Source organism: Streptomyces sp. NPDC060209 (assembly GCF_042728155.1).
GTDB lineage: Bacteria > Actinomycetota > Actinomycetes > Streptomycetales > Streptomycetaceae > Streptomyces.
In genome coordinates, this window is the sequence record NZ_JBHWZS010000055.1 from 19304 (window position 1) to 36186 (window position 16883).

The window sequence follows — 16883 nt, forward strand, 5'->3', positions numbered from 1 at the left end:
GACTATTCACGGTCTTCCGCGGTGGAACGACGACGCATGGCGAACAGCAGTCCGCCACCGGCGAGGACGACTACGGCGACACCGACACCGATGAGGACTCCGGTGGAGCTGCCGCTGTCGCCGGACGAATCGCCCGACGCACCGGCGGCCGGGACCGCCGACCACCAGCTCCAGTAACCGTCCTGACCGTAGATGTTGCCCGCGTCCGAGGGCATGGTCGTGATGGACTTGATCTGGTCGGTGCGGTAGGCCTCGACGGCATTCGGGTACGCCATGACGTTCATGTACCCCATGTCGTACAGCCGCGACTCCATCTGCTTCACGAGGTCGGCCCGTTTGGCGGGGTCGTACTCCGCCAGCTGCTTCGCGTAGAGCTCGTCGTACTGCTTGTCGCAGATGAAGTTGTCGGTCGCCGCGGACTCCTTCGCCTTGGCCGGCAGTGCGGCACAGGTGTGGATCGACATGACGAAGTCGGGGTCCGGGTTGACGGACCAGCCGTCGAAGGCGAGGTCGTACTCACCGGCGTACCAGGGGTCGGAGACGTTGTCGAGGCAGTCGACCTTCAGACCGACGCCCAGCTCGCCCCACCACTCCTGGAGGTACTTGCCGATGGCCTTGTCGTTCGGGTCGGTGGCGTGGCACAGGATGCGGAAGTCGAGCGGCTTGCCGTCCTTGCCGGTCCGCTTGCCGGCGCTGTTCTTCTTGTAGCCCGCCTCGTCGAGGAGGGCGGCGGCCTTCGCCGGGTCGTAGGCGAGCTTCTGCTCGGCCGACGGCTTCCAGAAGTACGAGCCGTAGCGCGGCGGGATGTAGCCCTCGCCCTCTATGGCGTAGCCCTGGAAGACCTTGTCGATGATGGTCTTGCGGTCCACGGCCATGAACAGCGCCTGACGGACCTTCTGGTCCAGCAGTGCCGCGTGCCCGTCGCCGAACTTCTTGCCGTCCTTGGTCTGCGCGCCCGGGTTGGTGGCCAGCGCGTAGAAGCGCCGGCCCGGGGCGTCGTTCACCTTGATGTCGGCGGTGGTCTTCAGCGACGCGGCCTGCGCGGGGGTCAGACTCGGGCTTCCGGCGACAAAGGAAACTTCACCCTTTCGGAGGGCGGCGACGGCTGCGTCCTGGTCCTTGTAGTAACGGAAGACGAGCTCGTCGAACTTGGGGGCGCCCCGCCAGAAGTCCTTGTTGGCCTTCAGCTTCACGTAGCTGTCGACCTTGTAGTCCGTCAGGATGAAGGGCCCGTTGCCGACGATCGGGAACTTCGTGTCGTTGTTGAACTTCGAGAAGTCGCCGACCTTCTCCCAGACGTGCTTGGGGACGATGGGCACATCCAGTGCCGTCATCGTGGCCTGAGGCTGCTTCAGCTCTATGACCAGCTTGTCCGGGCCGGTTGCGGTCACCTTCTTGAAGTTGCCGACGAAGCTGCCGTTCGAGGTGGCGGCGCCCTCGTCGGTCATCATCTTGTTGAAGGTCCACGCCGCGTCCTCGGCGGTCGCCTTCTCGCCGTCCGACCACTTCGAGTCGTCCCGGATGGTGTACGTCCACGTCAGCTTGTCCGCCGAGGTCTCCCACTCGGTGGCGAGGCCGGGGATCGTGTGGTTGTCCTTGGCGTCGTAGTTGGTGAGGTAGTCGTACATCAGGCGGTGGATGCTCGTCGAGAGCAGCCGCTGCGCGAGGAACGGGCTCAGGGAGTCGACGCTCTGCGCGACCGCGACCGTGAGGGTCGACTTCCCGTCGGCCGCCTGCGCCTCCTGCGGGGCGGGGCCGAGCGGATTTCCGGGGACGACCGATCCGGCGGCCAGCGCCAAGGCGGCGGCTCCGGAGGCGAGAAGGATACGCAGACGGCCGCGTGGGCGGGAGGGACGTGGTGGGAATCTTGTGACCATGGACGTGGACCTCGCGTCATGACTCGCACGGTGAAGGCGGGCAGATCTCTGGTTCGCCAGCTGGTGAAGCGAAGGTTTATCAGCGGCGGTCGAGTCGCGTCAACGGTCCGCCAAACCGCGTGTGGTCTGCGGGAATGCGATGAGGGCCCGCACCGTGTGAACGGTGCGGGCCCTCATTGGTTTAGACCTCTACTGCCTTACTGCTGAGGCGCCGGCGGCGGCTGCGGGGGGTACTGCTGCCAGCCCGCAGGCGGAACGGGGCCTTGCAGTTCGGGCTGTCCGGACTGATGTGCCTGGCCATCGTGTTGCGCGGGCGGCTGAGGCGGTCCGGCCGGACTCCCGCCGGGCTGCGCCTGGGAGGGCGGCGACTGCTGCCAGGCGTTGTTCTGCGCGCCCGGGCCGGGGTGCGGCTGGTACGGCTGCTGCGGCGCGGCGGCCTGCTGGGGCGGCTGCTGCTGTCCCCCGTACGGCTGCTGCCCGCCGTAAGGCTGTTGTCCCCCGTACGGCTGCTGGGGTGGGTACGGCTGCTGCGGCTGCGCGGGGTACGGCTGCCCGGGGTACTGCTGTCCCGGGTACGGCTGACCGGGCTGAGGCGCGTACTGCTGCTGGCCGGGCACCTGCTGACCGGGTGTCTGCTGTCCCGGCATCGGCGGGGCGAACTGCGGCGGCGGATTGCTGCCGTCCGCCGTCCACAGCCCCTGCTGCTGCTGGGCCCGCTGGAAGTCCTCCGCGACGAGCGCGGAGAGGTTGAAGTAGGCCTCGCGGGTCTTCGGGCGCATCATGTCGAGGTCGACCTCGGCACCCGCCGAAAGGTGCTCGTCGAACGGTACGACCACCACGCCGCGGCAGCGGGTCTCGAAGTGCTGCACGATGTCGTCGACCTTGATCATCTTCCCGGTCTCGCGGACACCCGAGATGACTGTCAGCGAACGCTGCACCAGTTCCGCGTAGCCGTGCGCCGACAGCCAGTCCAGCGTGGTGGACGCACTGGACGCGCCGTCGACGGACGGCGTCGAGATGATGATCAGCTGGTCGGCGAGGTCCAGCACACCCCGCATCGCGCTGTAGAGCAGGCCGGTGCCCGAGTCGGTGAGGATGATCGGGTACTGCTTGCCCAGGACGTCGATCGCCCGGCGGTAGTCCTCGTCGTTGAAGGCCGTGGAGACGGCAGGGTCCACGTCGTTGGCGAGGATCTCCAGACCGGAGGGCGCCTGCGAGGTGAAGCGGCGGATGTCCATGTACGAGTTGAGGTACGGGATCGCCTGGACCAGGTCGCGGATGGTGGCACCGGTCTCGCGGCGCACCCGTCGGCCGAGCGTGCCGGCGTCCGGGTTGGCGTCGATGGCGAGGATCTTGTCCTGCCGCTCGGTGGCCAGGGTCGAGCCGAGCGCGGTGGTCGTCGTGGTCTTGCCCACCCCGCCCTTGAGGCTGATGACCGCGATCCGGTAGCACGACAGCACCGGCGTGCGGATCAGGTCCAGCTTGCGCTGCCGCTCGATCTCCTCCTTCTTCCCGCCCAGCTTGAAGCGGGAGGCAGGGGAAGGCGTGCGGCTGCTCTTGGCCTTCTGCTTGCCCCGGACCAGCCGGTCCGAGGACAGCTCCACGGCGGCCGTGTAACCGAGCGGGGCGCCCGGCACGGAGCGCTCGCGCTGGTCATGGGTGACCGGCGTCGGCCAGGCGGACCCGGTGCGGGGGTCGACGGGCGGGGCCTGGGGTGCGGGCGGCTGCGGCTGGTAGGCCTCGGGCTGCTGCGGCTGCTGCGGCGCGGGCAGGTTCGGCGTGCCATGGGCCGACTGCTGAGGGATCTGCGGAGGGAGCGGGGCCCCCTGCGCGGGGAACTGCGGCGGCTGGCCGGTCTGCGGAGCAGGGAACCCGTACCCGCCCTGAGGCTGTGCCGCCGGGGGAAGTTGGGGCGAGCCCTGGGCCGGCAGTTGCGGCTGCGGTGCCTGGGGGAATCCGTAACCCCCCTGCTGGGGTGCCTGGGGGAATCCGTAATCCCCCTGCTGGGGTGCCTGGGGGAACCCGTAACCGCCCTGCTGCGGTGCCTGCGGGAACCCGTAACCTCCTTGCGGTGCGGGCGCGTTGGGCTGGACCGGCTGCTGGGGCGCCGGCGGAGACGGCTGCGCGGGCGGCGGCGTGGGGGGCTGCGGGAATCCGTAGCCGCCCGGGGCCTCGGCGGCCTGAGCGGGCTGCTGCGCGGGCCACTGCGGCACGGGCTGAGGTGCGCTCGGCTGCGGCGCGGCCGGCTGGAAGGCGGGCGGCAGCGGCGGAAGCGCGCCCTGTGAGGGCGGCGCCGGAGACCACGGGGCCGGTGCGTTCGACGGAGCGGCGCCCTGGGGCGCGTCGGCGGGGGACGCGTCGGCGGTCGGCGCCGCGTCCTGGGGGGCCGCGTCCGTCACGGAGCCCACGGGCTCGTCGGTCAGGCCGTCGTCCGTCTCCGGCTCGTCGTCAGCTGCCCGCACGGGTTCCCGCGCCTGGTCCGACTCCGGCGCGGCGAGCCCGTCGCCGTCCTCGGAGTCCTCTTCGCTCACCGGACCGGCCGGGTCCTCGCCCTTGCCTTCGCCCTCGCCCTTGCCCTTGCCCTCGTCCTCGGACGGGTCGACCGGCGGCGTCGGCAAGGCGGAAAAGTCGGAACCGGGTTCCGCCGACCCGGCCCCGGCCTCGGCCTTGGCCGCCTCGCGCTCGGCGATCTCCTGCTTCAGCGCGGCCGGTGAGAACCGCATGGTCGCGCCGCTCTCCACATCGCCGCCACCGAACGGACCCGATGCGTCGTTCCCGGCGTCCGGCTCCTCGGAGCCGGGCACAGGGGAAGCCGAAGGCGGCGGCGGGGGAGTGGGCTCGAAGGAGGGCGGGGGCGGCTCGGACGAGGAGTCCGACGCCGCTTCGGACGGCGCTGCCGGAGCCGGCCGCCAGCCGGTCTCGAATCCGCCGGAGGCCGGCGGCCCCGGTACGGGCAACGGCGCCCCCTGCGGCGGCGGAGGCGGTGCCAGGTGCGACCCCGCTCCTCCCGACGAGTCACCCGGCGCGTTCTGCGTGTACCAGGCGGGCGGGGTGTAGTCGATGGTGAACTCACCCGTCATCTCGGCGGGATCCGCGTCGGACGACTCGTCGACGGGCGTGTTCCATCCCCCGCTGATCTCGTCCCGATCGCCGTTCACTTTGCCTCCTGGTGTGGTCGAGCACCCTTGTGCCGTGGTGGGTGGGGGCGACCGTTCCCGTCGTCCGGTCCGCCCGGCTCTCCCCCTTGCGACGCGCAGTGCCTGCCCGCAGGTTCCTCTGCCGCGCCCCTACCCACCCTAATCGCCATGGGGCGCACTACGGCAGGCCGTATCGCCCGCGGCAACTGTCCCGTAGGTCACGCGCGGTCCCGGAGCGAAGCGTGCGCGGCGGAACATGGAGACGAGTGCGGCGGAACATGCAGAAGTGGGCTATTCGTCGCACACCGGGACGTGGCCGGACACAGTGAGAGGGCGGCAGTCCCGGACAGCCGCCCTCCGCCACCGTGCAGTTGCCTACCGGAGGTCGAACTCGCCGTCCCGCGCGCCCAGCACGAACGCGCGCCACTCGGCCTCCGTGTAACGCAGCACGGTCTCCGGATCAAGGGACGAGCGCATGGCGACCGCACCATCGGGGAGGTGGGCGATCTCGACCCGTTCCTCGACGTTCTCCGTACCGGGTGCGCTCAGCCACTCCACATCCGAGATGTCGAGAGCGTAGAGCTCGTCCTTTTCCTGCTGGGTGCCCATGCGCACGTCCCTTCGGTCGAACCGATCCGTTCCCTCGCCATGATCCTGAAAAGCGGCGGGTCCGGGGAGCAAACGGGGATTCAGTCCATCCTGCGGGCGGTACCGAGCAGTCCGGTCTCGACATCCGTCGCGCTGGTCATCACCCAGTGGCGTTCCCGGCCCGCCACCCAGAGCGTGACACCGTCCGCCAGGGTGGGCAGGGCCTCGCTCTCGGTACGTGCGAGCCCCAGGATCCTGCCGATCTGCTCCGCCTCGGCGGGCGAGACCCGCTGAATACCGACCAGCGTCGCCGCCCGCATCAACCTGGGCGCCACCGGGCTCAGATAGGGCAGCAGTGTCAGCACCGACTGCCACGGCGAGGACACCACCCGGCCGCGGGGCGGACGCATGCCGCAGTCGCGCACCACCACCACCGGGCTGCCGACGGTCGCTCCGGTCGGCGGGACCCGGCCCACATCGTGGAGCGAGATGCACTCGAGGCCGGCGCCCGCGGCCTGGGCCAGCGTGGTCCACGCCTGGGTGCGGCCCGTCTCGACCGCCACCCGCGCACCGGTACCCGCCGCGCGCAGGGCCAGTACCTGCGCGGTCCACAGGCCCCCGATCAACAGGACGTCGTACGGCGCAGGCCGGTGGAACCCGATCATCTGCGGGCGTCCTTCGGCGTCGTCGCCGATGATCACGCCGTCGTCCCCCACCGGCAGCGACAGCGCGCCCAGGTGGTCCGCGGCCAGGGTGTGGCCGGCATGGCGGGGGCCCAGCAGCCCCCGCCTCGGAGCGATGTGCTTCGTCACTGCGCGCCTCCCAGCGGGAGCGTGGCCAGGACACCCGGCAGCTGCTCGCGGTCCAGCCGTACGAGGCCGACCTCGGCGTGCCGTGCCGCCTGCTCCAATGTCCTTCGTACTCCGACCAGTTCGGTGTCGGAGCCGCCGGTGATCCGTACGTGTCCGCGCACGGACATGTGACCCTGGTGCGCACCGCGGCGCACCGTCAGGCTGAACGTCGTCGCGTACGCGGGGACCGAGGTCAGCAGCGCGACCAGCCGCGGGAGGGGAGTGGCTCCCCGGCCCAGCTCGGGCCAGCGGTCCACCGCGTAGGTGGTGTGCCAGCGGTCGTCGCAGCGCCAGACCCGCGTCGTCTCCGTCGTCCGCCGCTGCGGCGCGGCGTCCGGGCGTCCGGCACGTGCCGACAGGATGGGGTTGGCACACGCGGACGTCGCCACGGCGGAGTTCAGCTCGTCCTGGTCCAGCACCGCGGCGCGGAACCCCGCGCCCGTGATCCTGCTCGCCACATGGTCCGCGACCCGCACCAGGCAGCGCTGAGCCCCTCCGATGCCGCCGCCACGGGCGTCCACGGCCTCACGGCACAGCTCCGGATCCAGCTTGACGGCCACCCAGGTCATCCGCAGTGCGGGCGCCCCGGTCCGGTCCTGGAGGGGGGCGTACGACAGCCGGGCAACCGACCGCTCCGGCAGATGCGGCGCGGGAGCGGGCCGTACCTGCTGCACGAGCTGCGCGGACTCCAGCACGATGTCGTCCACCGCGAGCGCGTCACCCAGGAGCGACAGCGGAAGCGCCCGTGCCCCCATTGCCTGGCGGAGCGACTCACCGCTCGCCTCGACCCGTACGACCGCGGTCAGGAACGTGCCGTCCCCGACCATGCCCACCGTGCGGCGGGCGCCGTCCACATAGATGTACGGAGCGAATCCCGGCACGTTCTCCGCCACCGGGGCCAGTTGCGGCTCCGTCTCGGCGGGGGGCGCCTCGGCGGTCCGCTTGCGACGGCGGAGGGACGACACGGTCGACAGCCAGTCCTGCACGGCCCGGCCCCGGCGGCGTACCACCGCGAGGAGAATCAGCAGGGAGGCGATCACACCGGCGGGGATCATCCACGCACCACCGAGCGCGGCACCCACCACGGCGACTGCCAGGGCCGCCTCGACGAGCACCATCTGCCGCAGCGCGGGTCCGACTCGGCCGGTCCTGGAGATCGAATGGAGAGTGGTCGCCGCAGGGGCGTCCGCCGACTGATGGGGAGCTGTGCCGTCCGACCCGTTGCTGCGTTGCCGCCGGGAAGGGCCTGGCGTTCGGTGGGCGGACCGCCTCGTGCGCTCCCCCGTCGCTGCACCCATCGCCGCGTTGCCCCCTCGTGTCCGTATTCACCGTTTTTTTTACGGGCGTTGATCGGGCGATCACCCTACCTGAGCGGTGAGAGCCAAGTGCCAACAGGCATAGTAGGGGTCCCGGTCGGGGGCAGCGGCCCGCGGAGGGTGTGGGAACCTGGTCGCCCACTGGGGAGAAGGGGCAGCGCGCACATGGCATCACGGCGGGACGAACTCAATGCCTACACCTTCGCGAAGCGGAGGTTGGTCGCACAGTTCCTGCAGCCCCACCCTTCCGGTTCCGAAGAGGGCGCGCCACGACCTCTTCGCGCCGTGGTGCCCGGAGCGATCGTCGGCGTGGTCGTCCTGGCGGTGTTCGGAGCCTGGGGGATGTTCAAGCCCGTGGCACCCCAGAAGTGGGACACCCCCTACGAGAACGTCATCATCGCCAGCAAGTCCACCACCAGGTACGTGGTTTTGAAGACCGACGGCAAGACGCAGCTCCACCCGGTGCTGAACATGTCCAGCGCCAAGCTCCTCCTCGCCCCGGACAAGGGCAAGGTCATCAACGTCGACGAATCGGTCCTCGACAGCGGAAAGATCCCGCACGGCGCGACGCTCGGCATCCCGTACGCCCCGGACCGTCTGCCCGACAAGGCCGAAGCCGGCTCCACGAAGCGGTGGGCGGTCTGCGAGCGGCCCGGAGAGGGCGGCAGGGCCATCCAGAAGGCTGCGTTCGTCTTCGCGGAGCGTGAGCAGAAGAAGACCGAAGGCGCGAGCAAGTTGCAGGGCGGCGAGGTGATGTACGTCGAGGGCCCTGGACCGGAAAGCACCCGCTACATCGTGGACGCCACGGGCAAGGCGTACGCGGTGGGGAACGACGAACTGCTGCTGCGCACCCTGGTCGACGGGGGACGTGCCCCTCAGCGGGTGTCCGCCGACTGGCTCGCGACGCTGCACATGGGGGACGAGGTCACCTTCCCGGCCATCGAGGGAACTCCCGGTACCGACGCGGGTGTTTCGGGGAAGCTTCAGCCCGAGGACAACAAGGTGGGCATGGTCCTCGCGGCGAGCTCCGGCACCAGGACCCAGCAGTACGTGGTCCTGCCGGGCCGGGTCGCCCCGGTCTCCGACTTCGTCGCCAAACTCCTGCTCAGCAGCCGCGCACTGGTGAACCTCGATCAGGACGGCAAGGCGAAGGACGTCAGCGCCGGAGCGTTCGAGCCCGGTAAGGCGTTCGGGCAGGAGGCGGACTGGCCGGCGAACGCGCCGACGACCGTCAACTCCGCGAGCACGTCGAGCGGAAGCCGCAACACCGTGTGCAACGTCCTGCGCGGCGTCTCGGACAAGGGCGGCGCCAGCACGCTCAGCACCTGGGCCGGCACGGGCTTTCCCGCCACCCTCCCCACCGGCTCCAGCAGCGCCTACGTCACACCTGGATCCGGCCAGCTCTTCCGGCAGTTCAAGGGCGCCAGCCCGGAGTCCGGTCCTCTCTTCCTGGTGACGGACACCGGTCTGCGCTATGCCATGCAGTCCAACGGCGACAGCGTGCAGGACGACTCCGGCATCGGTGAATCCGGCACGAAGGAGGAGCGGGAGCAGAGGCAACAGGAGGCACAGCAGGCGCAGAGCCAACTCGGGTACAAGGACGTCGATCCCGCGCCCGTCCCCGCCGCCTGGTCCGCCTTCCTGCCGACGGGCCCCCGCCTGTCGACCGGCGCCGCGCGCCAGCCGCAGGGTTCGTGAGGAGCGACCACGTGACCACGAACTCCTCTCTCCGCTCTTTCAGCCGGCGCCTGCTGACGACCGGGGCGGCCACCGCCGTCCTCCTCGTCACGATGCCGGTGCTGCCCGCAGCCGCGGACGACTCCACCCAGTGCACCTTCGGCCCGGAATCGAAGATGTACACGGGCCGGCCCTGGGCACTCCAACGTGTGCTGCTGGACGAACTGTGGGAGCAGTCCACCGGCAAGGGCGTACGGGTGGCGGTCATCGACACCGGTGTCGACATCAAGAACCCACAGCTCACGAAGGCCGTGGATGCCGGGAGCGGCCGCAACTACCTGCCGAAGAACCTCAAGGACGAGAGCGGCAACAAGATCGAGCGCGGCAAGGAGAACGGCACCACCGACGTGGTTGGCCACGGCACCAAGGTCGCCGGCATCATCGCCGCGCGCGAGGCGAAGGGCACCGGCTTCACCGGCCTCGCTCCCGACGCGACGATCATCCCCATCCAGCAGAACGACGCCGAGGGCCACGGGACAGCGGAGACGCTGGCAGACGCCATCAACTACGCCGCCGGGCAGGGCAGGGCGAACGTCATCAACATCTCCCAGGACACGGCCGACGCGGTCAAGCCCACGGCCCTCCTGGAGCAGGCGGTGGACGCCGCCCTGGCCAAGGAGATCGTGATCGTCGCCTCCGCCGGCAACGACGGGCTGGGCGGCAACGTCAAGAAGACCTATCCGGCCTCGTACGAGGGTGTCCTGTCCGTGGGCGCGTCGGACCGCAACAACGAACGCGCGGCCTTCTCCCAGTCAGGCGACGTGGGCGTCGCGGCTCCTGGCGTGGACATGATCTCCACGGTTCCCGGCGGGGGACACTGCTCCGACAACGGGACCAGCTTCTCGGCCCCGTACGTCGCGGGAGTCGCGGCCCTCATCAAGGCCAAGCACAAGGACTGGACGCAGGAGCAGATCGTCGCCCAGATCGAGCAGACGGCGGAACGCTCGGTCGCGGGCCGCGACCGGCTGGTCGGATGGGGCGTCATCGACCCGGTGCGCGCCTTGACCGAGGACGACAAGCCCATCGAGAAGCCGGTGGCAAACGAGGGCGTGAGCAAGGGCGAGGCACCGGTCCCCGCCGCGATCCACCTGGGCGAGACCGCGGACGAACGCAACGCCCGGCTCGCGACGTACGTCGTGGTGGGCGGGGGAGTCCTGGTCGCCGCCATCGCGGGTGCGGCCGTGGCCGTGCGCGACAGGCAGAGGCGGCTGGGTCGACCGAGCGGTTCATGACGACCGAGCGGTTCATGGCGTCCGGACGGTGAGTGGCTTCCGGAAGTCACGTGATGGACAAGACAGTTGGTCATGTCAGTGCCATTGGCTAGAGTGATGTTATGGGGCCAGTGCTGTTCACGCGGGTGCGATAGCAACGCGAAACGGACTGTGCAAACGGGGAATCGGGGAAGGGCAGCAACGTGACCGAAGGAAAAGGGAACCTCCGGAAGGGTGTAGGCGCCCTGGAGAAGTTCCAGAAGAGCGTCAACGCGTTGCTGGCAGACCTCGAGAGTTCACCGGCCGGCAAGTCGAAGGTCGCGGCACAGACGGTGTCGCGTTCCTCCTTGAGTGGCCAGAATGCGTGCTTCGCGGAAGCGGATGGGCTCTACACCCAGTACAACCGTGTCCACGAGTCGCTAGTCACGCTTTCGAAGTCGCTGGGCGACCAGATCGAGTACCTGAACCTCGGAGTGCACGCGGCGGCCGTCGGCTTCGACAACGTGGACGACGACACGCGGCGGCACTTCCACGAGATCCAGACCCGTCTGGACACGGAGCGCGAGAAGGCGCAGGCCGAGAAGACGGCCAAGCCTGAGCAGCCGCGTTCCGACAGCAAGACCGGCTCTGCCTACGACGACTTGGGTGATAGCTGATGAGCGACGACAAGCAGCCGGAACTGACTCCCGCCGAACAGCAGAAGCAGGACGAGGGACGTGTCAACGGGCAACTGCTCGTCACGGACGTCACCCGTGTGGTGCAGGACGTGTTCAGTTTCGGGGGCTCGGGTTCCGCGGGACGGACTTCCTTCGAGGGCCACGAGCTCAACGCGATGATCGACCTGATCGAGAACTCCAATCCGGAGCAGCTCGAGGAGGCGGGGGGTGCGCTCTGGAAGGCCAGGGACGCGCTCAAGGTCGCGGCGCAGGAACTGAAGGACTCCATCAAGGCAGTCGACTGGGAGGGCGAGTCGGAAAGAGCCTTTCGTGACTGGGGCAACGGCCTGGCCACACATGCCGAGAAGCTGAGTGACTTCGCGGACACGGCAGGGACGCAGATCACCGTCGCGGGCACGGGCCTCGCCTCGGTCCGCAACTCCCTCCCTCCCCGCGACACCCGCCTGAGCCGTAAGTCCCCCGACGAGGTCGAGGCCCCGAAGCGGGTCGAGGGCAACGCGGAGTACGCGGCGGCGGTGAAGGTCGAGAAGGACCGCCAGGAGGCCATCAACCAGGCGAACCGGCTGGCTTCGTATTACGCGGTCTCCGAGGAGACGCTGGCGGCGCAGGAGCCGCCGCGGTTCGAGAAGAAGCTCGATGTGGCGATGCCGCGGCCGTCGGAAGATAGGGGCGGACTGGAGGAGCCGGGCTCCTCTTCGTCGTCAGGTTCCGAGTCGTCGGGCAGCGGGGGCGCCGAGGGTGTTACGCGGCACGCGGTGACTGGTAGCCAGGGGTCAGCCGCAAGCGGCAATGGCTTTGAGGCACCCGTTGCGGTGGCACCTGTCCCGGACAGGAGCACGTCAACAGAGATCAATAGCGTTGCCACTCCGCCGGCCCCGGTGACCGCTCCAAATACACCTTCGACGCAACCGACTACGAGTCCTGCCGTAACGGGGGGGACGAATCCGCCCCTGGCGACCGGCTTCGTGAACCCCGTGACAGCCAGCTCGAGAGGACTCCAGGGACCAACAGGCGCGCCCAGAGCTGTTGGCCAGACAGGGAGTGGCGCTGCCAGAACGAGTGGCCCCACGGGGGGCGGCTCCACTGCGAACGGCCGCTCCGGACCCCCTGTGGGACGTCCTTCGCCCATGAGTGGGGGCTCGGCTTCAGGGACAGGACGTGGAGGTTCCGGGCCGCAGTCTCCCACCGCTGGTCGCTCCGGCATTACCGGCGGCAGGCCCATGGCTGCAGGCCACCCAACGTCCGGTTCTACCGGCCCGCGCGCAGGCCGCGCGAACGGCATCGTGGGCGGCACCCCGCAGCGCGCCGCCCCTGGTGCGGGTACAAGTGGGGGAGCTCGTGGTGGCGTCCCGCGCGGCGCGGTGATCGGAGCCGGGGGCGCGTCACGAACGGGCGGCCCGGCTGGCACATTCGGTCAGCGGGGTGTCGTCGGATCCAATGCAACGAACGGTGCGTCCAAGCCCGGTGGGCGAGGCACTCCCAGCACAAACGGTGTTGTCGGTACACCCCGCGGTGCGGGGGCCGGTGCCGGCGGGAAGGGCTTCACCGCGGGCGGTGCGGGTCTTGTGCGTGGCCCTGCGGGTCGCAAGGACTCCGGAGACGAAGACCAGGATGAGGGTACGCAGCGCCCCGACTACCTGACAGAAGACAGAGAGACGTGGGAGGCCGGCCGGCGTGGAGTCGCACCGCCGGTGATCGAGTAGGTACAGGGAAGGTTCGGAAGTCAGGATGACAGCAGGAATGAGCCAGACCCGGAAGCGTCGTACATCTCTCGGATTGAGAGGGCGCCTGCTCGGCACAATGGCCGTGGCCGCTGCCTCTAGTGTGGGGTTTGCGGGGGCTGCTCCCTCTGCGGTCGCTGCGGACACGCAGTCGAAGCAGTGGTACCTCGAACCCATGCATGCCGAAGAAATGTGGAAGACGGCCACGGGGGAAGGCATCAAGGTCGCTGTCATCGACACCGGCGTCAACTCGTCGACACCGTCGTTGGAGGGGCAGGTCCTCAAGGGGCTTGATGCTACGAACGCCGACGGCGATGAAACCGACGACTACGACGGACATGGAACCACCATGGCCGAGTTGATCGCCGGTACGGGCAAGGGTGGAGGCTTGCAGGGCCTTGCTCCAGGGGTGAAGATCATCCCGATGAGAGTTGCCAACACTGAGTTTCAGGATAAGAACTCAGTGAACGCGTACGATACGGCGGACTCGATTCGAGCTGCTGCTGACAGTGATGCTCAGATCATCAGCATGTCGTTCGGCAGTGAATTCAAAATGGATCGAGAGATTGAAGCGGTAAAATACGCGCAGAGTAAGGGCAAGTTGTTCTTCGCCGCCGTGGGCAATGAAGCGGAGAAGGGCAACAAGGCGATCTATCCGGCAGCCTACCCGGAAGTCGTGGGTGTTGGCGCTACCGACAAACAGGGCAAGGTATCCGATACCTCTCAGCACGGTGATTTCGTAGACATTGCCGCGCCTGGTGACGATCTCCCGTTCTGGTGCGATGAGACCTTTGAGCGTTATTGCCAGGGAAATGGCGGAACCAGCGCTGCCACGGCCATCACATCAGCCGCCGCCGCCCTGATCTGGTCCGCCCACCCGGAATGGACCGCCAACCAGGTTCTCAACGTCCTCTTCGACACCGCTGGGCGTGGTGACTGGGAAAAGGGCACGCTCAGCAACTACCTCGGCCACGGCATCATTCGCCCGGCCGTCAACATCCTCAAGGGCACGGGCAATCCGGGGGAGGCGGACATCAGTCCTCTAACCAAGGAGAAGACGTCCGGTTCCGCGGGATCAGCGGCCCCCTCCGCATCAGCTTCGTCACAGCCTGAGAAGAAGGACAAGGCTGAGGACGCGGCCATGGCAGGCTCCAGCACTGAGAAGGACGACAGCAGTCAACTGGGCCTGATCCTCGGCGGAGTGGCAGTAGTGCTCGTACTTGGCGGCGGCGCTTTCGCGCTTGTCCGCAAGCGCCGTACCGCCTGACTGACCGTAGTTCCTCATATGCACCCCCGGCGGTAACGCTGGACCGAACAAGAGCACCAGGAAGGAAGCCAGCACCATGGCAGATCAGAAGCTTTCAGATGAAATGCTGCTCAAGCTCGAGGGCGAGCTCACCAAGCGGTTCGACTCCGTGAAGGGTCAGCTGAAGACGCTCCAGGCGACGATCGACAGCCTGGAAGGCGCTTGGAAGGGTATCGGCGCCAGCGCGTTCAACGCCAAGCAGGCCGACATCAACCTGAAGATGGGCAACATCGCCACCCGGCTGGTCAACTTCCAGGAAGCCATCAAGGCGGCCCGGACGATCTCGGGCAACACCGAAGACGAGATCAAGCAGGCCCTCCAGGGCGTCGACGTCGTCGCCGGCCACTCGGAAGGCTCGCAGGCCAAGACTTCCGCCATGAACACCTTCTGAACCTTGCTGTACCCGTACAGCCACGTACGGATTTTCACCTCGAACTAGAATGAACTGGAGGACCGTATGCCGACCAACGACGGCACGATGGTTGTCACCTATGCAAGCCTGGAGCAGGCCGCTGGTGACATCGACCGGCAGGGCAGGCAGCTTCAGGAAGACCTTGCGTCCATCAAGCGGATGGTAGCCAGCGTGTCCGAGCTCTGGGTGGGCGAGGCCAAGTCGGCGTACGACACCGCGCAGGCCGGCTGGGACCGCGACGCCACGGGCATTCAGACGGCCCTGGCCGAGATCTCTCGCAAGGTGCGCGACGCGGGTACGGCCTACCAGGCCGGCGACAAGCGGGCGCGGGCCAACTTCGAGTAAGCCTCGACGCACAACCAACAGGTCAGGGTGGGCACGCACGGGAGGTGCCCACCCTGACCTGTGTCGTGAGGTCACCGTGTACGCCTTGGCGTCCAGCAGGAGTTGGCAGTGCGCCGGACCGGTGGGGAGGCGGGATGTGCGGCGTCACGCACGCCGGTGACCGAGTAGGTGATGCGGACCCGCACGCGTCGTATGCCTCTCGGATCAAGAGGGCGTCTGCTCAGCGCGATGGCTGTGGCCGCTGCCTGGAGCGTGGGATTCGCGGGGGCAGCGCCCTCCGCCCTTGCTACGGACGTGCAATCTAAGCAGTGGTAACTCAGCGCAATGCAAGCCGAGGAGATGTGGAAGATTGCCACGGGTGACGGCATCGAGGGCACGCTCAGCAAGTACCTGGGCCACGGCCTGATCCGCCTTCCACGAACGTCCTGAAGGGCAAGGGTGCCCCCGGCGCCCCGGACATCAGCCCTCTCACCAAGGAGAAGACGTCCGGCTCCACTGCCTCGCCCGCCGCTTCCGCGTCAGCTTCGTCGCAGCCCTAGAAGGAAGACAAGGCTGAGGACGCGGCCATGGCAGGCTCCAGCACTGAGAAGGACGACAGCAGTCAACTGGGTCTGATCCTCGGCGGAGTGGCAGTAGTGCTCGTACTCGGCGGCGGCGCCTTCGCGCTTGCCCGCAAGCGCCGAACCGCCTGACTGGCCGTAGTCCCTCATGTGCGACCCTCGGCGGCCCAGCCGCACCGAACAACAGCGCAAGCAGCATGACGCTCACTAGCATCACCTCCCGTGATCACCGTGGTCGTCACCATCACGCTGGCCTTCGTCGGCTATGCAGCCACCTACCTCAACGGCATGCGTCTGTCGCAGCGCCAAGAACGCCTCGCCCGCCTGAATCGCCAGCTAGTACTCCAGTGCGGTTTCGTGATCTATCCAGTGGGTTCGCTGGCCGTCCGCCGTCGGTAGTGGCTGCGTCGAGCTGTGGATTGGTGGCATCTGCGCCAGTTGGACCAGTGGAGCAGTCTGGTCGCGGTCATGGCCGGTGAGCTGAAGATGGCAGCGAGTAGGTGGCGGATTTCCGGGACTGTCAGCGTGATCGGATCGCTGCTGTGGGTAAGTTGGTGTGCATCGGCAGGCCGTTCGGGCGCCGCGTCGGCGGCGAGGGCGGACAGGAAGGCCAGGGCGAGCATGGCGAGCGTGATGTGGCGGTGCCATGAGGTCCAGTGCCGACCTGGTAGTGATCGAGTCCGACCTGGCCCTTGGCGGCCTGGAAGCATTCCTCCACGCTCCAGCGGGCACCGGCGACACGGACCAGTGCGGACAGCGTCACCGCGGTGGGTGACCAGCACAGGTAGAAGGCGAGTTCGCCGGTGGAGCGGTTTCGTCGGACGAGCAGGTGCCGCTGGCTACCGGTGCCGATGTGGACCCAGGCCCAGTCGTAGTATCGCGGGTCTTTCGCCCCATTTCCGGCGCTCTGGCGGTGCCAGGCCGTGGTGGGCAGGCGGCCGGCGACGGTATCCGCGCGGACGGAAGTGCGGCCGTAGTTGATCTTCGCCCGGGTTGAGCAGGCGACGGCCAGGACATGGCCGACGCCGCGTGCCTCGAGCGCGGCGCGGAGTTGGGGGTCTTGGCCGTAGGCTTCGTCGCCGGTCACCCAGGAGGCGGTAATTCCGGCGTCGAGCGCGGCTGTGATCATCTCCTCGGCCAGACGG

General features: G+C 68.5%; 13 protein-coding genes and 1 pseudogene. 8 read left to right on the forward strand and 6 right to left on the reverse strand.

The features are described 5' to 3' along the window. Window positions 1-2 precede the first annotated feature (2 nt). The 5 genes from ACFWFI_RS13815 to eccE form a co-directional block, all read right to left on the reverse strand. On the reverse strand, window positions 3-1877 hold the full coding sequence (locus ACFWFI_RS13815; protein WP_387388965.1) for an ABC transporter substrate-binding protein: 1875 nt from the start codon (window positions 1875-1877) through the stop codon (window positions 3-5). A 197-nt stretch (window positions 1878-2074) separates the two neighbouring features. Continuing rightward, entirely contained in the window at window positions 2075-5035 is a 2961-nt protein-coding gene (locus tag ACFWFI_RS13820; RefSeq protein ID WP_387388968.1) for an SCO5717 family growth-regulating ATPase, read from the reverse strand. Window positions 5036-5389: 354 nt separating this feature from the next. Continuing rightward, entirely contained in the window at window positions 5390-5623 is a 234-nt protein-coding gene (locus tag ACFWFI_RS13825; RefSeq protein WP_387388969.1) for a DUF397 domain-containing protein, read from the reverse strand. Between the two features lie 80 nt (window positions 5624-5703). Further along, a complete protein-coding gene (locus ACFWFI_RS13830) occupies window positions 5704-6414 on the reverse strand; it encodes a hypothetical protein (RefSeq protein ID WP_387388971.1) in 711 nt (236 codons plus the stop codon). Beyond that, complete coding sequence (gene eccE / locus ACFWFI_RS13835) at window positions 6411-7751, reverse strand: type VII secretion protein EccE (RefSeq protein WP_387388973.1); 1341 nt, start codon at window positions 7749-7751, stop codon at window positions 6411-6413. Before eccE ends, ACFWFI_RS13830 begins: the two co-directional genes overlap by 4 nt. A 183-nt stretch (window positions 7752-7934) precedes the next feature. On the opposite strand from eccE, the gene eccB reads away from it, so the two are divergent. The 8 genes from eccB (at window position 7935) to ACFWFI_RS13875 (ending at window position 16137) form a co-directional block, all read left to right on the forward strand. Next, the gene (eccB, locus tag ACFWFI_RS13840) at window positions 7935-9467 is read left to right on the forward strand and encodes a type VII secretion protein EccB (protein ID WP_387388976.1); all 1533 of its coding nucleotides are present in this window, start codon (window positions 7935-7937) and stop codon (window positions 9465-9467) included. 11 nt (window positions 9468-9478) lie between these two features. Next, on the forward strand, window positions 9479-10738 hold the full coding sequence (gene mycP, locus ACFWFI_RS13845) for a type VII secretion-associated serine protease mycosin (protein ID WP_387388978.1): 1260 nt from the start codon (window positions 9479-9481) through the stop codon (window positions 10736-10738). Window positions 10739-10920: 182 nt separating this feature from the next. Continuing rightward, window positions 10921-11373: a hypothetical protein gene (locus ACFWFI_RS13850; RefSeq protein ID WP_387388980.1), complete on the forward strand. Its 453-nt coding sequence runs from the start codon at window positions 10921-10923 to the stop codon at window positions 11371-11373. A 1749-nt stretch (window positions 11374-13122) separates the two neighbouring features. Beyond that, the gene (locus ACFWFI_RS13855; RefSeq protein WP_387388983.1) at window positions 13123-14382 is read left to right on the forward strand and encodes a S8 family serine peptidase; all 1260 of its coding nucleotides are present in this window, start codon (window positions 13123-13125) and stop codon (window positions 14380-14382) included. Window positions 14383-14458: 76 nt separating this feature from the next. After that, complete coding sequence (locus ACFWFI_RS13860) at window positions 14459-14812, forward strand: WXG100 family type VII secretion target (RefSeq protein ID WP_387388985.1); 354 nt, start codon at window positions 14459-14461, stop codon at window positions 14810-14812. Between the two features lie 66 nt (window positions 14813-14878). Continuing rightward, window positions 14879-15178, forward strand: coding sequence for a WXG100 family type VII secretion target (locus tag ACFWFI_RS13865; protein ID WP_387388987.1), 300 nt, complete (start codon window positions 14879-14881; stop codon window positions 15176-15178). Window positions 15179-15744: 566 nt separating this feature from the next. Further along, window positions 15745-15870, forward strand: a complete 126-nt coding sequence (locus ACFWFI_RS13870) for an LPXTG cell wall anchor domain-containing protein (protein WP_387388991.1) — start codon at window positions 15745-15747, stop codon at window positions 15868-15870. Between the two features lie 90 nt (window positions 15871-15960). Beyond that, on the forward strand, window positions 15961-16137 hold the full coding sequence (locus ACFWFI_RS13875) for a hypothetical protein (RefSeq protein ID WP_387388993.1): 177 nt from the start codon (window positions 15961-15963) through the stop codon (window positions 16135-16137). Between the two features lie 121 nt (window positions 16138-16258). Here ACFWFI_RS13875 and ACFWFI_RS13880 read toward each other — a convergent pair. Continuing rightward, window positions 16259-16883: pseudogene (locus ACFWFI_RS13880) on the reverse strand (hypothetical protein); the annotation flags it as partial.

Coding starts and splice junctions, on each gene's coding strand:
- ACFWFI_RS13815 (WP_387388965.1), bottom strand. CDS start 1,877: ATGGTCACAAGATTCCCACCACGTCCCTCCCGCCCACGCGGCCGTCTG.
- ACFWFI_RS13825 (WP_387388969.1), bottom strand. CDS start 5,623: ATGGGCACCCAGCAGGAAAAGGACGAGCTCTACGCTCTCGACATCTCG.
- eccE (WP_387388973.1), bottom strand. CDS start 7,751: ATGGGTGCAGCGACGGGGGAGCGCACGAGGCGGTCCGCCCACCGAACG.
- eccB (WP_387388976.1), top strand. CDS start 7,935: ATGGCATCACGGCGGGACGAACTCAATGCCTACACCTTCGCGAAGCGG.
- ACFWFI_RS13855 (WP_387388983.1), top strand. CDS start 13,123: ATGACAGCAGGAATGAGCCAGACCCGGAAGCGTCGTACATCTCTCGGA.
- ACFWFI_RS13860 (WP_387388985.1), top strand. CDS start 14,459: ATGGCAGATCAGAAGCTTTCAGATGAAATGCTGCTCAAGCTCGAGGGC.
- ACFWFI_RS13865 (WP_387388987.1), top strand. CDS start 14,879: ATGCCGACCAACGACGGCACGATGGTTGTCACCTATGCAAGCCTGGAG.
- ACFWFI_RS13870 (WP_387388991.1), top strand. CDS start 15,745: ATGGCAGGCTCCAGCACTGAGAAGGACGACAGCAGTCAACTGGGTCTG.